The 17,547-nt window shown below is 70.5% G+C and carries 19 protein-coding genes and 1 tRNA gene; 5 read left to right on the top strand and 15 right to left on the bottom strand.

Features of this window, described 5'->3' with window-relative positions; translation table 11 throughout:
* Nucleotides 1-17 precede the first annotated feature (17 nt).
* Complete coding sequence (locus tag ACRAKI_RS00445; protein WP_447005063.1) at nucleotides 18-725, bottom strand: glycerophosphodiester phosphodiesterase family protein; 708 nt, start codon at nucleotides 723-725, stop codon at nucleotides 18-20.
* Between the two features lie 93 nt (nucleotides 726-818).
* Here ACRAKI_RS00445 and ACRAKI_RS00440 point away from each other — a divergent pair, with 93 nt between their 5' ends.
* The gene (locus ACRAKI_RS00440) at nucleotides 819-2,054 is read left to right on the top strand and encodes a cytochrome P450 (protein WP_447005062.1); all 1,236 of its coding nucleotides are present in this window, start codon (nucleotides 819-821) and stop codon (nucleotides 2,052-2,054) included.
* Here ACRAKI_RS00440 and ACRAKI_RS00435 read toward each other — a convergent pair.
* From ACRAKI_RS00435 to ACRAKI_RS00395, 9 genes are all read right to left on the bottom strand, one after another.
* On the bottom strand, nucleotides 2,051-3,079 hold the full coding sequence (locus ACRAKI_RS00435; RefSeq protein ID WP_447005061.1) for a glycerophosphodiester phosphodiesterase: 1,029 nt from the start codon (nucleotides 3,077-3,079) through the stop codon (nucleotides 2,051-2,053). The genes ACRAKI_RS00440 and ACRAKI_RS00435 overlap by 4 nt on opposite strands.
* Before the next feature lie 493 nt (nucleotides 3,080-3,572).
* The gene (locus ACRAKI_RS00430; RefSeq protein ID WP_447005060.1) at nucleotides 3,573-4,478 is read right to left on the bottom strand and encodes a DUF4328 domain-containing protein; all 906 of its coding nucleotides are present in this window, start codon (nucleotides 4,476-4,478) and stop codon (nucleotides 3,573-3,575) included.
* Between the two features lies 1 nt (nucleotide 4,479).
* Nucleotides 4,480-4,818 (bottom strand): rhodanese-like domain-containing protein, encoded by a 339-nt coding sequence (locus tag ACRAKI_RS00425; protein WP_447005059.1) that lies wholly within the window; start codon nucleotides 4,816-4,818, stop codon nucleotides 4,480-4,482.
* Between the two features lie 119 nt (nucleotides 4,819-4,937).
* Nucleotides 4,938-6,524, bottom strand: a complete 1,587-nt coding sequence (locus ACRAKI_RS00420) for a solute symporter family protein (protein WP_447005058.1) — start codon at nucleotides 6,522-6,524, stop codon at nucleotides 4,938-4,940.
* Nucleotides 6,521-6,868 carry a DUF485 domain-containing protein gene (locus tag ACRAKI_RS00415; RefSeq protein WP_447005057.1) on the bottom strand — a complete coding sequence of 116 codons (348 nt, stop codon included), beginning with the start codon at nucleotides 6,866-6,868 and terminating at the stop codon, nucleotides 6,521-6,523. Before ACRAKI_RS00415 ends, ACRAKI_RS00420 begins: the two co-directional genes overlap by 4 nt.
* Nucleotides 6,869-7,275: 407 nt before the next feature.
* On the bottom strand, nucleotides 7,276-9,039 hold the full coding sequence (locus ACRAKI_RS00410) for a sodium/solute symporter (RefSeq protein WP_447008613.1): 1,764 nt from the start codon (nucleotides 9,037-9,039) through the stop codon (nucleotides 7,276-7,278).
* A gap of 35 nt (nucleotides 9,040-9,074) precedes the next feature.
* Nucleotides 9,075-9,515 (bottom strand): hypothetical protein, encoded by a 441-nt coding sequence (locus ACRAKI_RS00405; protein ID WP_447005056.1) that lies wholly within the window; start codon nucleotides 9,513-9,515, stop codon nucleotides 9,075-9,077.
* Nucleotides 9,512-10,372 (bottom strand): LytR/AlgR family response regulator transcription factor, encoded by an 861-nt coding sequence (locus tag ACRAKI_RS00400; RefSeq protein ID WP_447005055.1) that lies wholly within the window; start codon nucleotides 10,370-10,372, stop codon nucleotides 9,512-9,514. Before ACRAKI_RS00400 ends, ACRAKI_RS00405 begins: the two co-directional genes overlap by 4 nt.
* Before the next feature lie 61 nt (nucleotides 10,373-10,433).
* On the bottom strand, nucleotides 10,434-11,300 hold the full coding sequence (locus ACRAKI_RS00395) for a S49 family peptidase (RefSeq protein ID WP_447005054.1): 867 nt from the start codon (nucleotides 11,298-11,300) through the stop codon (nucleotides 10,434-10,436).
* Between the two features lie 73 nt (nucleotides 11,301-11,373).
* On the opposite strand from ACRAKI_RS00395, the gene ACRAKI_RS00390 reads away from it, so the two are divergent.
* A complete protein-coding gene (locus ACRAKI_RS00390; RefSeq protein WP_447005053.1) occupies nucleotides 11,374-11,541 on the top strand; it encodes a hypothetical protein in 168 nt (55 codons plus the stop codon).
* Between the two features lie 35 nt (nucleotides 11,542-11,576).
* Here ACRAKI_RS00390 and ACRAKI_RS00385 read toward each other — a convergent pair whose 3' ends face one another.
* The 5 genes from ACRAKI_RS00385 to ACRAKI_RS00365 all read right to left on the bottom strand — a co-directional run bounded on the left by ACRAKI_RS00385 (nucleotide 11,577) and on the right by ACRAKI_RS00365 (nucleotide 16,170).
* Nucleotides 11,577-12,836 (bottom strand): sensor histidine kinase, encoded by a 1,260-nt coding sequence (locus ACRAKI_RS00385; RefSeq protein WP_447005052.1) that lies wholly within the window; start codon nucleotides 12,834-12,836, stop codon nucleotides 11,577-11,579.
* 198 nt (nucleotides 12,837-13,034) lie between these two features.
* Complete coding sequence (locus ACRAKI_RS00380) at nucleotides 13,035-13,295, bottom strand: hypothetical protein (RefSeq protein WP_447005051.1); 261 nt, start codon at nucleotides 13,293-13,295, stop codon at nucleotides 13,035-13,037.
* 93 nt (nucleotides 13,296-13,388) lie between these two features.
* A complete protein-coding gene (locus ACRAKI_RS00375) occupies nucleotides 13,389-14,252 on the bottom strand; it encodes a DNA-formamidopyrimidine glycosylase family protein (protein ID WP_447005050.1) in 864 nt (287 codons plus the stop codon).
* Nucleotides 14,253-14,279: 27 nt separating this feature from the next.
* Nucleotides 14,280-14,714 carry a DUF983 domain-containing protein gene (locus ACRAKI_RS00370; protein ID WP_447005049.1) on the bottom strand — a complete coding sequence of 145 codons (435 nt, stop codon included), beginning with the start codon at nucleotides 14,712-14,714 and terminating at the stop codon, nucleotides 14,280-14,282.
* A gap of 85 nt (nucleotides 14,715-14,799) precedes the next feature.
* Nucleotides 14,800-16,170, bottom strand: coding sequence for a sigma-70 family RNA polymerase sigma factor (locus ACRAKI_RS00365; RefSeq protein WP_447005048.1), 1,371 nt, complete (start codon nucleotides 16,168-16,170; stop codon nucleotides 14,800-14,802).
* A gap of 249 nt (nucleotides 16,171-16,419) precedes the next feature.
* Between ACRAKI_RS00365 and ACRAKI_RS00360 the strand changes: the two genes are divergently transcribed.
* From ACRAKI_RS00360 to ACRAKI_RS00350, 3 genes are all read left to right on the top strand, one after another.
* Nucleotides 16,420-16,845, top strand: coding sequence for a DUF7674 family protein (locus ACRAKI_RS00360; protein ID WP_447005047.1), 426 nt, complete (start codon nucleotides 16,420-16,422; stop codon nucleotides 16,843-16,845).
* A 13-nt stretch (nucleotides 16,846-16,858) separates the two neighbouring features.
* Nucleotides 16,859-16,931, top strand: a tRNA-Gly gene (locus ACRAKI_RS00355).
* Nucleotides 16,932-17,118: 187 nt separating this feature from the next.
* On the top strand, nucleotides 17,119-17,544 hold the full coding sequence (locus ACRAKI_RS00350; RefSeq protein WP_447005046.1) for an OsmC family protein: 426 nt from the start codon (nucleotides 17,119-17,121) through the stop codon (nucleotides 17,542-17,544).
* Nucleotides 17,545-17,547: the final 3 nt, after the last annotated feature.

The following is a 17,547-nucleotide window of genomic DNA, read 5'->3' as shown; positions in this document are numbered from 1 at the left end:
GCGCGCCTCCTCGGTCCTCAGGGCTGGTCGGGCGTCAAGTTAGCCGCAAGGTGCGCGCGGGTTTCGTCCGGGTTGTTGGTGGCGAGGAACCGGACGCCGCGCTCGCGGCACAACGCGATGTCGGCCGGATCGTCCACGGTCCACGTGTAGACGCCCTGTCCCCGGTCCGGGTGACGTCTGAGCAGCTGAACGCCCGGTCCGGCGTAGTCAGCGAACCAGGGCCGCGTGCGGGGCCACAACCGGTCGTAGAGCAGGACGGTCGGCACGTCGGGGCGCAGCTGCTTGAACCGGTGCACGGCGAACACCGAGAACGACATCATCACCGCGTCGACCCGGTGCCGGTCAAGCTGCTCGGCGAGCGCGCGCTCCACCTCTCCCCGGTAGCGGACGGGGTGCTTGGTCTCGACGAACACGCGGGTGCCGTGGTCGGCCGCCAGCCCGAGCAGCGCGTCCAGCGTCAGCACCTCGGCCGGGTCGCCGCCGTGCCAGCTGCCGAAGTCGTGCCGGCGCAGCTCGTCCAGCGTCATCCCGCTGACCGCCCCGGACCCGTCGCTGGTGCGGTCGATGGTGCGGTCGTGGACGCACACGAGTTGCCCGTCCTTGGTGAGCCGCACGTCGCACTCCAACCCGTCTGCGCCCTGCCGCAGGGCCAGCTCGTAGGCGGCGAGGGTGTGCTCGGGGAGGCGGGTGGACGCGCCGCGGTGGGCGACGACTTCAGGTGGCACGACCCGGGATGCTCCTGCCGGATACCGATCAGGTCAACTTCGACTACCGCACGTCACAGCTCCCTGAATGTTTGAAAGAACAACGACATCCCGATGGACGAAGGCCGCGCGCACGACCTACCGTCCGTGGACGTGGCCTCTTTCGACCAGCACGACGTGGCTTTCATCGCGGACCCCTACCCCGCGTTCGCCGCGATGCGCGCCCGGGGCGAGGTGCACTGGCACGAGCGGATGCGCGTCCCGATGGCGGTCTCGCACGCGGCGGCGTCGGCGGTGCTCAAGCACCGGTCGCTCGGCCGGATCTGGAACGACGCGCAGCCGGTCGAGCGGTTCACCGCGTTCAACCTGCTGCACCGCAACTCGCTGCTGGAGAACGAGCCGCCCACGCACGGGCGGCTGCGCAGGCTCGTCGCCGCCGCGTTCGGGCGGGGTCACGTGGAGCGGCTGCGGCCGTGGATCGCGGACCTGGCGGACCGGCTGGTGGACGGGCTGGTGGACGGGATCAAGGCGGACGGGCAGGCGGACCTGCTCGCCCACGTGGCCGCGCCGCTGCCGGTCGAGGTGATCGCCGAGCTGCTGGGCGTGCCCACGGCGGACCGGCCGCTGCTCCAGCCGTGGTCGAACGCGATCGTGAAGATGTACGAGTACGGGTTGCCCGAGGAGCGGCGTGCGGCGGCCGAGGAGGCGTCGGCGGAGTTCGTCTCCTACCTGCGAGAACTGGTGGCGTTGCGGCGCAGGTCGCCCGGTGACGACCTGGTGTCCGACCTGGTGGCCGTGACGGACGCGGACGGCGCGAAGCTGACCGAGGACGAGCTCGTCGCGACGGCCGTGCTGCTGCTGATGGCCGGGCACGAGGCCACGGTGAACGTCATCGGCAACGGCGTCCGGGCGTTGATGAAACACCCGTCCGAGTGGCGTCGGCTGGTGGACGACCACACCCTGTTGCCCACGGCGGTGGAAGAGCTGATCCGCTTCGACTCGCCGTTGCAGCTGTTCGAGCGCACCGCGACCGAGCCCGTCACCATCGCCAGCCACGAGTTGGCGCCGGGTCAGAAGATCGCCGCGCTGCTCGGCTCGGCGGCCCGTGACCCGGCGGTCTTCACCTCACCCGACACCTTCGACGTCGGCCGCAAGACCAACCCGCACCTGGGCTTCGGCATGGGCATCCACTACTGCCTGGGCGCCCCGCTGGCCCGGATCGAGATCCAGGCGGCCCTGGCCTCCCTGGCCCGCAAGCTACCGGGCGCCGAACTGGCCGCCGAGCCCCGGCGCAAGGCCGAGTTCGTCATCCGGGGCCTCCACGACCTGCCCCTGACGAGCGCCGGCTAGCCCTTGAAGGGGTACTTCTTCGGCAGCTTGAAGCCGCGCTCGGCCATCACCGCGCGGAGGCGGTCCGGGTAGTCGGTGATGATGCCGTCCACGCCGTCGTCGATCAGCTTGCGCATGGTCGGCATGTCGTTGACGGTCCACGGGACGACCTTCAGGCCGTGCGCGTGCGCCTCGTCGACCAGGGCTTTCGTGGTGAACGGGACGTAGTCCGGGTCGCCGACCGCGCCGCCCTGCGGGTTGCCGTGGACCGGGGAGAGGGCGGACGCGCCGAAGCTCTTCACGGCCTTGACCACGCTGCCGCCGAAGTCCTCCAGCTTCAGGCCGCCCGTCCACGGGGAGCCGGGGCGGAGGAATTCGGGCTGGGTGAGGGCGACCAGCGGGAGGCGCGGCTCCGCCTGGGCCCACAGCATCAGGGTGCCCCAGTCGAAGGACTGGATGGTGACGTTGCGGTAGAAGCCGGACTTGCGGATCTCGCGGGCCGTGACCTCGACGAACTGCTCGCGCGGGGCGGTCTCGTGCGGCGCGGCGGCTTCGACCTTGGTCTCGATGTTGAACTTGACGGTGAACGCGCGGTGGTCGCGGGCCAGGGCGAACACCTCGGCCAGGGTCGGCATCTTCGCGCCCGGTGACAGCTCCTGGTCCGGGTGCCGGTCCCAGCGGCGCGAGCCGCAGTCCAGGGTGCGGACCTGGTCGAACGTCAGGTCCTTCACGTACTTGCCCGCGTACGGGAACGCCGGGTCGCCGGGGAAGGCGGGGGCGGTGTCGATGCACTTGGCGGGGTTCGTCTTGCGGTCGTGGGTGACGACTTCGCGGCCGTCCTTGGTGATCTGGACGTCCAGTTCGAGGGTCGTGACGCCGAGTTCGAGCGCCTTGCCGAACGCCGCCACCGTGCTCTCGACCGTCAGCCCGATCCCGCCCCGGTGGGCCTGGAGATCGAACTTCTGGCCGGATCTCCTGTCACCGTCCGCGCTCGCCACGCCCGGGACCAGCACGATCAGGGTCAAAGCTGCCACGAGTGCCCGCATGGGGTCACGGTGGCACGCGACCTGTCAGCCGCCCAACCGCCGGAGCGAGAACGACCATTGAACAGCGGGGAACGCGAGCGTTGCCGCAGCCGGGTTCTCCGAGTCCCGCACGGCCGCGGCAGACCCGGATCTTCGCCTGGGAGGGTAGGAGGCAGGCGGGAAGGTACGGCTGCCCAGCCGGCGGCCGCACGAGCCGGTGGAGGGCATCGAGCACGTGACCGGCGACCTGGTCGGAGGTGAGGGCATCGACGCTGCGGTGGACGGTGCCGAGGTGATCGTGCACCTCGCCGGCGGGCCGAAGGGTGACGCCGGGGCGACCGCGAACTTGGCGCGTGCGGCGTCGGAGGCCGGTGCGACACCTGGTGCACATCTCGGTGATCGGGGCCGACCGGGGGCTTCCGGGCCGATGAGGGCCTGGGCCGGCCGGCACCTTCACGGTGTCCGAGCGGACGACTCGCGGTGTCCGAGCGGACGACTCGCGGTGGGTGGGTGGTTAGCGGGGGGAGCCTGAGGGGCGGGTGGCTCGGAGGGCGGGGGTGGGGGCGTCCTTGACGTCCACCACGCGCATGCGGCGGATGCTGCCGACGTCCACCGGGAGCAGGAGTGCGGTGATCCGGCGGACCACCAGCGCCGTGACGATGGCGACCGCGGCGGCCAGCAGGTCGGCGATGGCGTGGAACAGCACGCCGTCCGCCAGGGCCTGCACGCTGGAGCGGAACGACCAGACGACCGTGAACGCGAAGAACAGGCCCATCGCCACCCAGAGACCCCACCACCAGCGGATGGTCTTGGAGGGGGCGGGGCGGGTGGTGGCGGGTAGGCGGAGGGCCGCGTGCTCCAGCTCCGCCAGCACGGCGCCGGGCACGATGAGGTTCACGCCGGGCACGACGAGGCTGATCAGCACCTCGCGGTCCGACCTCGACGGCCGGTAGCCCGCATCGGTGGCCGCCGCGTTCCGCGCCCGGCGCAGCCACAGCAGCGTGAACACGAGCCCCATCCCGCAGGCCACGAACGTCACCACCGACGACGACACGACCATCGCGTCCGACACGCCGACCGTCGTCGCGGACAGGGCGCCGTACCGGCTGAGCAGCAACAACACGTAGCGCCAGATCTCACTGCCGAACGCCCACAGCGCCGTCACGGCGGCCAACCCGAGCGCGTGGGACGCGGTGCGCGCCGCACGCTGGGCCTGGCCGATCGTGTCCACGGGCTGGTCGTCGTCCGTCGCCACCGACGTGGGCCAGCGCCACGCCAGCAACGGGAAGCCCCAGCGCGGGGGCACCGGGTACGACGGCGGCCCGGTGTAACCGCGCCGTGGCGCGGCGAGGCGACGCTGCGTGTAGGCGCCGGGTGGCGGGCTCGCCACCCAGTCCACGCGCATCGGTCGCAGTGCCATGTCAGATGACCTCGGGCTCCGCGCCGTCGACCTCACCGACCAGCGGACGACCGGAGACGGCCCACACCTGCATGCCGCCGTCGACGTTCGTGGCGTCCCAGCCGTTGGCGTTCAGGTACTGCGTGACCCGCGCGGAACGGCCGCCGGCGCGGCACACCACGTAGAACTCGGCGTCGCCCGGGAGGTCGCCCAACCGGCCGGCCAGCTCGCTCATCGGGATGTGCAGCGCGCCCGGGGCGTGGCCCGCCGCCCACTCGTCGGCTTCACGCACGTCGAGCAGCACTTTGCCCGCCGGCAGCTCGGCCGGCACCTCGGACACTTCAACGCTGGGAACGGTCACGGGTCCATGCTGCCACGGGGCTGATAAACCGGGGATAAGGAGCACACCGGCCGCCCTCCCTCGAAGGGATGACGGCCGGCGTGGTCTCCAGCGGAGGCAGTGACCGACTGGTCCGGGGACTAGTGGGCGGTCGCCTTCTCGGCGCCGACGCCCGTGAGCGCCCGCACCTCCATCTCCGCGTACTTCTCCTTGTTGTCTTCCTTCGACAGCACCGTGCCGACGTAACCCAGCAGGAATGCCAGCGGGATCGACACGATGCCCGGGTTGGACAACGGGAACAGCGCGAAGTCGGCGTCCTTGAACATCGACGTCGGCCTTCCGGACACCGCCGGCGACAGCACGATCAGCGTGATCGTCACCGAGAGACCGCCGTAGATGCTCCACAGCGCGCCGGAGGTGTTGAACCTCTTCCAGAACAGCGAGTAGAGGATGGTCGGCAGGTTCGCCGACGCCGCCACAGCGAACGCCAGGGCCACCAGGAACGCGATGTTCTGGCCGTTGGCCGCGATACCGCCGAGGATCGACACGAGGCCGATCACGACCGCAGTCCGCCGCGCCACCTTGACCTCGGCCTCCTTGTCCTCCACCTGGCCCTTCTTGATGATGTTGGCGTAGATGTCGTGCGCGAAGGACGCCGAAGCGGTGATCGTCAGACCGGCCACCACCGCGAGGATCGTGGCGAACGCGACCGCCGCGATCAGGCCCAGCAGCAGCGGGCCGCCGAGCGCCTCGGCCAGCAGCGGGGCCGCCGAGTTCGGGCCACCCGGAGCCGCCCGGATCTTCTCCGCACCCACCAACGCCGCCGCGCCGTAGCCCAGGACCAGCGTGAACAGGTAGAACAGGCCGATCAGCCAGATCGCCCAGACCACCGAACGGCGGGCTTCCTTGGCGGTCGGCACGGTGTAGAAGCGCATCAGGATGTGCGGCAGACCGGCGGTGCCGAGCACCAGCGCGAGGGCCAGCGACAGGAAGTCCAGCTTGGTGGTGCCGTCCTTGCCGTACGCCAGACCGGGGCCGAGCAGCTTCTCGCCGGCCTTCGGGGCGTTGTCCACGGCCGCGCCGAGCAGGCTGGACAGGTTCATGCCGTACTTGCCCAGCACCCAGAGCGTCATCACGCCGGCGCCGACGATCAGCAGCACCGCCTTGATGATCTGCACCCAGGTGGTGCCCTTCATGCCGCCGATGAGCACGTACGCGATCATCAGGGCGCCGACGACCGCGATGACGATCGCCTGGCCGAACTTGCCGGTGATGCCGAGCAGCAGCGCGACCAGGCCGCCCGCACCCGCCATCTGGGCCAGCAGGTAGAAGAACGACACGGCCATGGTCGACGTCGCCGCCGCCGCGCGCACCGGGCGCTGGCGCATGCGGAAGCTCAGCACGTCGCCCATCGTGTACTTGCCGGTGTTGCGCAGCAGCTCGGCGACCAGCAGCAGGGCGATGAGCCACGCGACCAGGAAGCCGATCGAGTACAGGAAGCCGTCGTAGCCGTTCAGCGCGATGGCGCCCGCGATGCCGAGGAACGACGCGGCGGACAGGTAGTCACCCGCGATCGCGACGCCGTTCTGGGGGCCGGTGAACGCGCGGCCCGCGGCGAGGTAGTCGGCAGCCGTCTTGGTGTTGCGGCTGGCCCGGATCACGACGACCAGGGTTGCCGCGACGAAGATGCCGAAGATGCCGATGTTGAGCAGGGCGCTGCCGTTCACGCTTGACCCCCTTCAAGCTCGTTGCGGAGCTTCTCCGCCATGGGGTCGAGGTTTTTGTTCGCGTGCCGCACGTACAGCGTCGTGATGGCGAACGTCGACACGAACTGGAGCAGGCCGAGGATCAGGCCCACGTTGATGTTGCCGATGACCTTGGTCGACATGAAGCCGTGGGCGTAGTCGGCCAGGAGCACGTACGCCACGTACCAAGCCAGGAACAGGCCTGCCATGGGGAAGACGAAGCTCCGCAGCCGCCGGCGCAGCTCGACGAAGTCGGGGCTCTGCTGGACGTCTACCCAGACGTGATTGCCCTGGGCATCGGGGGTGTGCTGCTCAGAGGTGCTCACGGTCCCCTCCTCGCGTACTTGACGACGGTGTGAACGACACGTAAGTCCTCCTGGTGCGTTCCTGATACGCGGTGCACCGTAGGGAGACCTGGCTCACGCGAGAAAGACCTTTCGTGGCGGCTTGCGCTCAACTGTCGAGTGATGCGATGAGCGGTAGGAATGCTGAGACGAACAGCCACTCGGGTGATCAGAATCACCGGTAACCGGATAGGTGTGTATATCTTCACCCGATTGAGACCTATACGAACCCTGTGCAACCGCCGGGGAGTTCTCGAACGGTCTAGCGCTGGTCATGGCCGGAGGACGGTCGGCAGCACTCGGGAGGGGGCGGTCCAGACCTCTACCGGAAGCGCGGGAACCCTTGTGAGTGAACTCACGACCGCACACCCGCTCGGACCAGCGGCCGGTCAGGGCAGCGGCGGTGACGCGGTGTCGTCGGGTCGCTTGGCCTCGTCCTGGCGGGCCTTCTCCTCCGCCGTCCCGAACCGCACTTCCCGGTCCCGCATGAACCCCAGCGGATCGGGCGCGTGGAACCTCAGCAGGATCCGGCTGACGTCCTCGGGCTGCCGCCGCGCGGTCAGCCTGCTGATCATGATCATGGTCAGGAACGCCGCCGGCACCGTCACCAGCGCCGGCTGCGAGAACACCGAGGGCGCCCACCGCCCGGTGTAGGAGCTGATCACGGTCACCACCTGCGCCCCGATCACCAGCCCACCGCCGACCAGCAGCCCGGACATCGCGCCGACCCACGTCAGCCCGCGCCACCAGATGCCCAGCAGCAGCAACGGGCAGAACGTCGACGCCGCCAGCGCGAACGACATCGCCACCGTCAACGACGCGTCCGCGCCCGGCAGCGCCAGCGCGAGCAGCAACCCCACCACGCCCGTGATCACCGTCGCCCAGCGGAAGTCGCGCACCTTGCCCGGCAGGATGTCCGTGGACACCACCCCCGCCACCGACACCACGAGCCCCGACGACACGGACAGGAACGCCGCGAACGCGCCCGCCGCCACGACCGCGCCCAACACCTGGCCCAGCAGGTTCGGCTGCATCGTGCTCGGCAGCAGGAGCACCGCCGCGTCCGTCTTCCCGGTCACCAGCAGCTGCGGCAGGTACTGCCGGGAGATCACGCCCAGCACGGTCGGGAAGAGGTAGAACAGCCCGAGCAGGTACAGCACGTGCAACGCCGTGCGCCGCGCCGCCCGCCCGTCCGGGTTGGTGTAGAAGCGCACCAGGATGTGCGGCAACCCCATCGTGCCCAGGAACGTGGCCAGGATCAGCGAGTACGTCTCGAACAGCCCGGACAGCCCGTCGGTCTGGGGCCGCAGCCAGTCGTGGTTGGACGTCGGCGAGCCCTCGACCACCGGCACCGGCGAGCCCTCGGTGAACCGCAGCTCGGTCTGCTCGCCCACCTCGTACAGGCCGGGCGTCCAGTACACCGGGCCGTCCGCGTACGACCCGTTCAGCATCCCGGTCGCGGTCAGCTCCATCGCCACCTCGACCCGGACCCGCACCTCGTCGACGGTCGTCACGCGCGCGTCCTCGGGGAACCGCAGCACGCCCGACGAGTCCACCGGCTGCGCCCCGTTGCCCGGTCCGCCGAGGAACAGGGCGAACAGCACGAACGTCGGCGCGGCGATCGCGAAGAGCTTGCCCCAGTACTGGAACGCCTGCACCAGCGTGATCGCCCGCATGCCGCCGCCGAGGACGTTCACCATGACGATCCCGATCACGACCACGCCGCCCAGCCACGCGGGCAGGCCGGTGATCGTGTTCAGCGTCAACCCGGCCGACTGCAACTGGGGCACCAGGTACAGCACTCCGATGCAGATCACGAAGAACGTGCAGAACTTGCGCAGCCGCGTCGAGCCCAGCCGCGCCTCGGCGAAGTCGGGCAGCGTGTACGCGCCGGACCGCCGCAGCGGCGCGGCGACGAACAGCATCATCGCCAGGTAGCCCGCGGTGAAGCCGATCGGGTACCACAGGGCGTCGACGCCGTCCTTCAGCACGAGCCCCGCCACACCGAGGAACGACGCGGCGGACAGGTACTCGCCGGAGATCGCGGCGGCGTTGCGGGTGGCCGGGACGGCGCGGCGGGCCACCAGGAAGTCCGGTGTGGTGTTGGCCCGGCGGGAACCGACGTAGCCCAACAGGAACGTCAGCACCGCCATCACGCCGACGAGCACCAGGCTCCACGGTGTCTGGATCACCGGTCCACCGAACTCACGAAGTCCTGCTCATGCCTCTCCGCCAGCCCCCGGTACACGTAGCCGACGCCGTAGCAGAGCGGGAACGGCAGCACGCCCAACAGCAGCCACGGCAGCCGCACGCCCACCAGCTGCACCTCCGACAGCCACGGCATGAGGTAGAACGCCACCGGCATCAGCGCCAGGAACAGCAGCGTGCCGCCACCCAGCAGCAGACCCGTGCGCAGCTGCTGCCGGATCAGGTCGCGGATCAGCTTCTCGCCGACGCTGGTCTGCTCCTCCAGCTCGATGATCGTGCGCAGCACCCGCCCGCGTCCGCGCGGGTCCGCCAGCACCACCCGCCGGCGGCGGTTCTTGCGCGCCGACACCGACAGCCAGGCATCGCGTTCGGCCGGCTGCGGCTGGTCCGGTTGGCCGGGGGGGCCGGAGTGCCGGGTCATCCCCAACTGCTCTTGGGGGGACGCACGATCCTCTCCTTCAGCTCACGGGTGTGCCGCCGGCTGACCGGCAGCTCCTTCGCACCCTCACCGGAGCCGATCACCACCGCGTACCCGTTCGACGTCATCCGCAGCTCGGTCACCAGCGGCAGCGCCACCAGGAACGAGCGGTGGATGCGGACGAACCCGGCGTTCTCCCAGCGCTCCTCCAGCTGCGCCAACGGGATCCGCACCAGGTGGCTCGACCCGTCGCTGGTGTGCAGGCGCGCGTAGTCGCCCTGCGCTTCGACGTAGCGGACGGTGGCCCGTGGCACGAGCTTGATGGTGCCACCCAGCTCGACCGGGATCACCTCGTCGTCCTGCTGCTCCGCCGCGGCGGGCTCCGCGGTGACCCCCGGTGTCGCCGCGACCCGCTCCACCACCCGCGAGATCGCCTTGTTGATCCGGTCCTCGTTGATCGGCTTCGTCACGAAGTCCAACGCGCCCACCTCGAACGCCACCACGGCCTCCGAGTGCTCGACCCCCGTGACGAACACCAACGCCGGTGGCGCGCGGAACGCGCCGAGCACCCGCGCGAGGTCCGTGCCGCTCAGTCCGGGCATGTTGATGTCGGCGAACACGGCGTCGACCGGCGGCAGGCCTGCTCTGGTGCGGTCCATCACCTCGACGTCGTAGTCACCCCGGAGGATGCGCAGTGCCTCGGCCGCGTCGAAGGCCGTGAGCACACGTCGAATGTGCGGGCTGCTTTCAAGCAGGTACTTGATCTCGCTCAGACCGGGTGCCTCGTCGTCCACCGCCAGAACGAGGAGGCCGGTGTTGTCCGTGCGATTGCTCACTGGGGTACTCACTGTGCCGCGCATCTTGCCGACCCGGCGGGGTCGCTGTCTACGCCGGTTGCCGGACAGGCGCGAGGCCGTGACCTCACAAGCCGAATCGCGACCAGCGCGCGCGCTCTTCCAACGCCGCCAACCCCTCCAGCATGAAGTCGCCCGATCGGGTGGTCGCGCCGGCGAGTCCGAGGCGGGCGAGCAGGGGTCGGCGAGGCTCGGCGACCGCGATCTCCGCGCCCGGGTAGCGCTTCGCCACGATGCCGCGCAGGGTGCCGATGCCGTCCACCAGACCCAGTTCGAGCGCCTTCGCCCCGGTCCACACCTCGCCGTTGAACAGCTCGTCGTCGGTGCCCTTGAGCTTCGCGCCGCGGCGTTCCTTCACCCAGTCGGCGAACTGCTCGTGCATCTGGGCCTGGAGGCCCTTCAGCCACTCGACGTCCTCCGGCTTCTCCGGGCTGAACGGGTCGAGGCGGACCTTGTTGTCGCCGGCCGTGTGCACGCGCCGTTCGACGCCGTAGCGCTCGATCAGGCCGTTGAGGCCGAACCCGGCGCTCACCACGCCGATCGAGCCGACCAGGGACGTGCCGTGCGCGTAGATCTCGTCGCCCGCGCAGGCCAGCCAGTAGCCGCCGGAGGCCGCCAGGTCCTCGCAGAACGCCAGGACGGGCACCTTCTTCTTGGCGGCCAGCTCGCGGACCCGTTCGGCGACGAGGGCTGACTGGGTGGGCGCGCCACCCGGCGAGTTGATCAGCAGCGCGACGGCGACCAGCCGGTCGTGCTCGAAGGCGCGGGTCAGCGCGCTCTCCACGTTCTGCATGTTGATGGTGTTGCGGGCCATCGGCGTCGGCGTCGGGGTGATGACGCCGTGCAGGCGGACGGCGGCCACCACGGGTCCGCGCTCGGTCCGCTCGCTCACGATCCTGGGCAGCCGGGCCGCGATCTTGTCCGTGACGCTCATGGCTTCGACCTTACGTGTGCCGGTAGGTCGAGTGCGCCCTGGAAACACCGGCGCGCACCGCTAACATCGGGCGGTGACGTTCAACCCGATCCGCTGGCTCGAACGCTGTGTCGAGTGGTGGGACGTCCGGGGTCGGCAGAACGCGGACGGCCCGAGCCCGATGCACGTCTACTGGATGTGGATCGCGTGGAGCGTGTGCGCGGTCATGATGGTGACCGTGCTGGCGATCGCCGCGGCCTGATCCGGCTGCGGCCTGATCCCGTCAGACCTGATCCGTCAGGCCCGCACGACGGGTTGTTCGGACGTGTCCTCCAGCCGTGGCGGCACGATGGGCAGGTTCGTCCGCACGCCCCGGCTGTACTTGGGGATCTTGAGGATGATCTTCATGCCGGCGTCCGGCGCGGTCTCCACGACGAGCGCGTAGTCGTCGCCGAACACCGCCCGCATCCGGTGGTTGATGTTGCCGAGGCCGACGTGCGCGCCGGTCTGGTGGGCGTCCTTCAGGTCCTCGAAGAGCCGGTCCGGGTCCATGCCGACGCCGTCGTCCTCGACCGAGATCAGCGCCTCGGCGCCGTTGTCCTCGGCGATGATCGTCAGCTCGCCGCCGCCGGGCTTCTTCGCCAGCCCGTGCCGGACCGCGTTCTCCACCAGCGGCTGCAGCACCAGGAACGGCAGCACGACCTGCAGCACCTCGGGCGCGATCTTCAGCCGCACGTTCAGCCGCGGCCCGTACCGCGCCTGCTCGATGGTCAGGTAGCGGTGGATGTTCGTCAGCTCGTCGGCCAGCGTGGTGAAGAAGCCGTCCGTCCGGAACGAGTACCGGGTGAACTCGGCGAACTCCTGCAGCAGCTCCCGCGCGTGCGCCGGGTCGGTGCGGATCAGCGACGAGATCGTGTTCAGCGCGTTGTAGACGAAGTGCGGCGAGATCTGCGCCCGCAGCGCCCGCACCTCGGCCTGCGCCAACGCCTGCCGCGACTTCTGCAGCACTTCCAGCTCCAGCTGCGTGGAGACGAACCGCGCGGTCTCCTCGGCCATCCGGATCTGCCGCTTGTTCGCCACGCCGCTGACCACGATCAGGGTGCCGGCGACCTCGTTCTCCACCACCAGCGGCACGATCACGGCGGTGTGCAGCGAGCACGGGCCGGGAAGCTCGCAGTCGAGCTTGCGGTGCTCGACGTGCTCCTTGTGCCCCTCTCCGATGGCCCGCTCGATGTAGGTCCGGAGGAACTCGTAGTGGTCGTTCGCGCCGCCGTCCCACGACAGCAGCGTGCCCTCGTCGTCGGTGATGCCGACCGCGACGCAGCGCAGCATCTCGCGCAGGTGCGGGGTGGCTTTGTTGGCCGCGTCCTCGGTCAGGCCTTCCCGGAGGTCGGCCGACGCCTTGGACATGCGGTGCAGCATGTCCATCACGGCGTCCTCGACGGACGTGCTGACGCGGCGGGCACGGCACAGCATCACGAAGAGGCCGAGCACGGCCATGCTCGCGATGAGGCCGAGCAGAGCGCGCTCGGTCATGAGGTCCCGCACGGCGTCCATGCTGTTCCGTGGGGGCCCCATAGGCAAGGGGATGGGCGGGGTCAGACGCGCCCATCCGATGAATTGGCGGCAACCGTGGCGCTCTGCTTACCCGATCGGGCGATCTGCGGGTGTAGTGATCACCGAGAGTGGGTGCGCCCCGATCACTCGGGTCGCACCCACAGCCACGACACCCACCCCACGTCGGCACCGGTCCGGTCAGGATGGCGTGGTCGTGGTGGTCGTGGTCGGCTCTGCCGAGTCCTTGCACTTCAGCTTCTCCACCAGGTCGACCAGGCTCGGGTGGTCGAGGAGGTCGAGCTCCTCGAGCACGCGGCAGATCACCTCGGACACCTGGTCCTGGTGCAATGCGGGCTGCTGTTCCGCCGGCGCGGCGGCCGAGACGGCGATGGTCGAACCGGCGAACGTGGCCACTCCCATGGCGACCCCGATCAACGCGGCGGTGATGCGCTGGTTCACGGCTCCTCCAAGTAGTCAGTCGGACTCCTGGAGTAACTACCCACCCACCGGGCACTCAGCCGACGAACGGACTAAGCCACTCGTCCGTGTGACCTACTTGAGCAGCCGTGACATCCGCCGGTCGGCCAGCGGTTTGCCGCCGGTCTGGCACTTCGGGCAGTACTGGAACGCCTTGTCGGCGAACGACACCTCGCGGACCGTGTCGCCGCACACCGGGCACGGCAGTCCGGTCCGCGCGTGCACCCGCAGCCCGGACCGCTTCTCGCCCTTGAGGGTCGCCGCCGACTGGCCGACGGACCGAGCCACCGCGTCGGTCAGCACGCCGATCAACGCCTCGTGCAGCCGGTCCAACGCCTCCGGAGGCAGCTTCCCGGCCGTCGCGTACGGCGACAGCCGGGCCGTGTGCATGATCTCGTCGGAGTACGCGTTGCCGACACCCGCGATCAGCGCCTGGTCCGTCAGCGCGGTCTTCAGCCGCTCGGTCCGGCCCGCGAACAGGTCCTCCAGCTGGGTGCGCGTCACCGACAGCGCGTCCGGCCCCAGGCGGGCGATGCCCGGCACGTCCGCCGGGTCGTTCACCACCCACGCGGCCAGGCCCTTCTTCGTGCCCGCCTCGGTCAGGTCGAACCCCGGACCATCCCCCGGCGGACCCAGGTGCACGCGCAGCGCCAGCGGACCGCGGCCCGGCTTGGGCGGCGCCGCCGACAGGTGCTCCGACCAGCGCAGCCACCCGGCCCGCGCCAGGTGCACCACCAGGTGGATGCCGTCGCAGTCCAGGTCGAGGTGCTTGCCGAACCGGCCGGCACCCGTCACCTCGCGGCCCTGGAGCTCGGTCCACGGCGGCGTGAACGTCTTCAACACCTGCAGCGACGCCACGTCCACCCGGTGCACGCGTCGTCCGACGGCGTGCTCGCGCAGGTGGTGGGCGAGCGCCTCGACCTCGGGGAGTTCCGGCACCCGACCAGTGTCACCCGGCGAGGGCGATCAGTCGACCGGTTGCAGCGGGCCGTCCAGGTCGGGCAGCGAGTACATCTCGATCTTGCGGGCCACGTTGGCGACCTCGTTGCGCACGGTCAGGAACCCGCGCACCGAGCCGACCCACCGCTCCGGCGGCAGCTCCTCGGTCTTCTTCGACTCGGCGGCGACCAGCCACGGCCGGCGCACCGCCCAGCGGACCGGGAAGAACAGGAACACCAGGATCAGCGCCAGGATCAGCCACCCCGGCACGACGACCGCCTCCGGTGTCCACGACACCAGCACGACGCCCAGGACGATGACGATCCCCAGCATCAGCACGCCGGGGCCGTAACCGCCGCTCACATCGTGTTCGAAGTCGGCGTCGGTCGACGGGTTGCGCCACTCGATCTGACTGCGCACCGTCCACATCCGGCCGTCCGCGCCGCGCACCAGCCGCGTCATCACCGTCTCCTCAAGACGTCGAGCGATCACTCAACGTTTCCCACGCTACCGGCAAAGTCTTGCACCTCGTGGGTGAAACCCGCAGTCACGCGGGGTCGAGGCGGCTCGGCGTCGGGCTGAGCGTCACGGTCGTCGAGGTGGTGGTCGGCTTCGTCGGCCCGCCCACCTTCGCCGTGTCGGTGGTGGTGACGGCGGTGGTCGCCGTGGCGTCCCCGGTGGTGCTGATCAGGATCTCCGGGCCGGGCTCCGACGTGGTGACCGGGGACGACGCCGTGCCGACGGGCAGGGTGCGCGGTTCGGCCGGGAGGGTCGGGGCGGACGTCTCCGCCGGGCGTGCGGCCAGGGCGGCGGACGTGGTCGGCAGCGCCGAGCGCTTCGGCTGGGCGGTCTTCGTGTGCACGACGTGCCGGGCCTCGGGGGGCGGCGACGTCTCGCTGGTCGCCGTGCCGGTCACGGTCGTGGTCGGGCCGGTCGAGCACAGCGCCAGCACGTTCTCGCCGGGCGCGCCGTCCGGACCGGCCTGGACCAGTCCCGGGCCGGGCGCGCCGGTGAACGTCCCGGCCACCATCCCGAACAGGCCGACGGCGGCGACCGAAGCGGCGGCGGCGAACACCAGCTTCACCCGTCCGGTGAGGAGCGCGGCCTTGCTCATCACGGCCGGGCCGAGCACCGCCGGCCCCAGGACGGCCGGTGCGAGCAGCGCGGTCGCGGCCACCGGAACGGCGATGCTCGCCGCGTGCGCCCGGAGCGTCGAGCACACCTCGGCCAGCTCGGCGTGCAGCGCGTTGCACGAGGCGCAGGTCTGGAGGTGCTTGCGGATGCGCTTCTGCTCACCGCCCTGCGAGCCGCCCGCCGTGTAGGCGCCGAGCTTGGCGACCACCGAGCTGCACGCGCGCGGCCCGGCGTCCTCGGCGAGGTGTGCCTGCAAGTACGCCGCGCGCAGCCCTTCGCGCGCGCGGCGGGCCAACGCGGCCATCGCGTTCGGGCTCAGGCCGAAGTTCGGCGCGACCGCGGCCGGCCGCTCACCCTCCACCTCGACCTGCCACAGCACCGTGCGCCACCGCTCGGGCAGGCTGGTGAACGCGCGGGAGATCAGCGTGTGCTCCGGCCGGTTCGCCGTGACGTCCGGGAACGGCTCGACGCGGCGGCTCAGCTCCTCGTCCTCCACCGGCACGTCCCGCCGCCGCCCGCTCCACTCCCACGCCACCCGGCGGGCGACGGTCAGCAGGTAGGTGCGGACGTGCTCGGTGGGGCCGTTGCCCCGGCGGATCGCCTGCAGGACGCGGAAGAACGCCTCGGCGGTCAGGTCGTCGGCCTCGGCGTGCTCGCGCACGTGCCGGAGGGCGAACCTGCGGACGGCGTCGGCGTGCCGGGTGAACAGCTCGCCGAACGCGCCGTCGTCGCCCGCCCTGAGCCTGGCGAGCAGTTCCCGGTCGAAATCGGCATCGTCGGCCATCCCGCCCCGGCACCTCCCACCCCGCCTGTGGTCCAGTGGCCAAGATGCCACAGTCGGCTGATTCCGGCCCGAAGTGATAGCGACCCGATACCGAAGACCAGACTGACGACGTGGACCGTTCGGCCTAGTCAGAGCACCTGCACACCGCAATCGGGCCCCTTGCGGTCGGTGACGGGGCGGTCACGGGTGGGCGTCAGGTGATGGGCGATCGGGCTGCGGCGGCGGCTTCGACGAGTAACCTCCTGCCGCGTGGTCGATTGGCGCACAAGGGCTTCCGCCCTCCTCCCCGAACTGAGCGCCGTTGTCGAGCGCGAGTCCTGGTCCTGCCACGTGTTCCTGTCCGAGTTGTGGCAACTCGCGCTGGAGGCGCACCGGGACGGCGACCGCGAAGTGCTCGGCCGGGTGTACGGGTTCGCGCACTGGTGCTTCCGGCAGCCGGAGCGGTTCCTGTCCGACGCGTCCGTGGTGAGCTTCTACGAGCACGTGTTCGACGAGTGGGAACTGCGGGACGAGGTGGCGCCGTGGCTGCCCGCCGAGGTGGTCGACCGGGTCCGGCCGCTGTGGGAGTGGCGGTGGTGCACGGAGCGGTTGTCCGAGGTCGACCAGCTGTTGGCCGAGTCCGGCCGCGCGGCGCCCAACCCCCCTGTCGAAACCGGCTTCGAACGTCCGGTATAGTTCTCCCCAACAGGCGGATGTAGCGCAGTTGGTAGCGCATCACCTTGCCAAGGTGAGGGTCGCGAGTTCGAGTCTCGTCATCCGCTCTGACAAGACCCCCGGTGTTCACGCGCCGGGGGTCTTCTCGTGCGTTCCCGATCACAGCGCGGTCCCCGATCGCAGGCACGTTCCCGATCGCAGGGCACGTTCTCGATCACGCCTTGCGGCGCCCGTCGGAGATGCCCATTAGGTTGATCCCGAAGGGTTTTCCTCATCGAAGACGGAGTTGCAGACATGGCCACCACCCGCAAGGCGACCACGCACTGGGAAGGCAACCTGCTGGAGGGCAAGGGCAGCGTCGCCCTCGAGTCGTCGGGCATCGGCACGTACGACGTGAGCTGGCCGTCCCGCGCCGAGGCGGCGAACGGCAAGACCAGCCCCGAAGAGCTGATCGCCGCCGCGCACTCGTCCTGCTACTCGATGGCGCTGTCGCACGGCCTCGCGCAGGCGGGCACCCCGCCGCAGCAGGTCGACACCTCGGCCGAGGTGACGTTCCAGCCCGGCACCGGCATCACCGGCATCCACCTGACCGTCACCGCGGTCGTCCCCGGCCTCGACGCCGAGGGCTTCGCGGCGGCTGCCGAGAACGCCAAGCAGAACTGCCCGGTCAGCAAGGCGCTGACGGGTACCGAGATCACGTTGACCGCCACCCTGGCGTGACCG

It is taken from the genome of Saccharothrix isguenensis (assembly GCF_052936305.1).
This window is presented reverse-complemented; position numbering and strand designations above follow the sequence as displayed.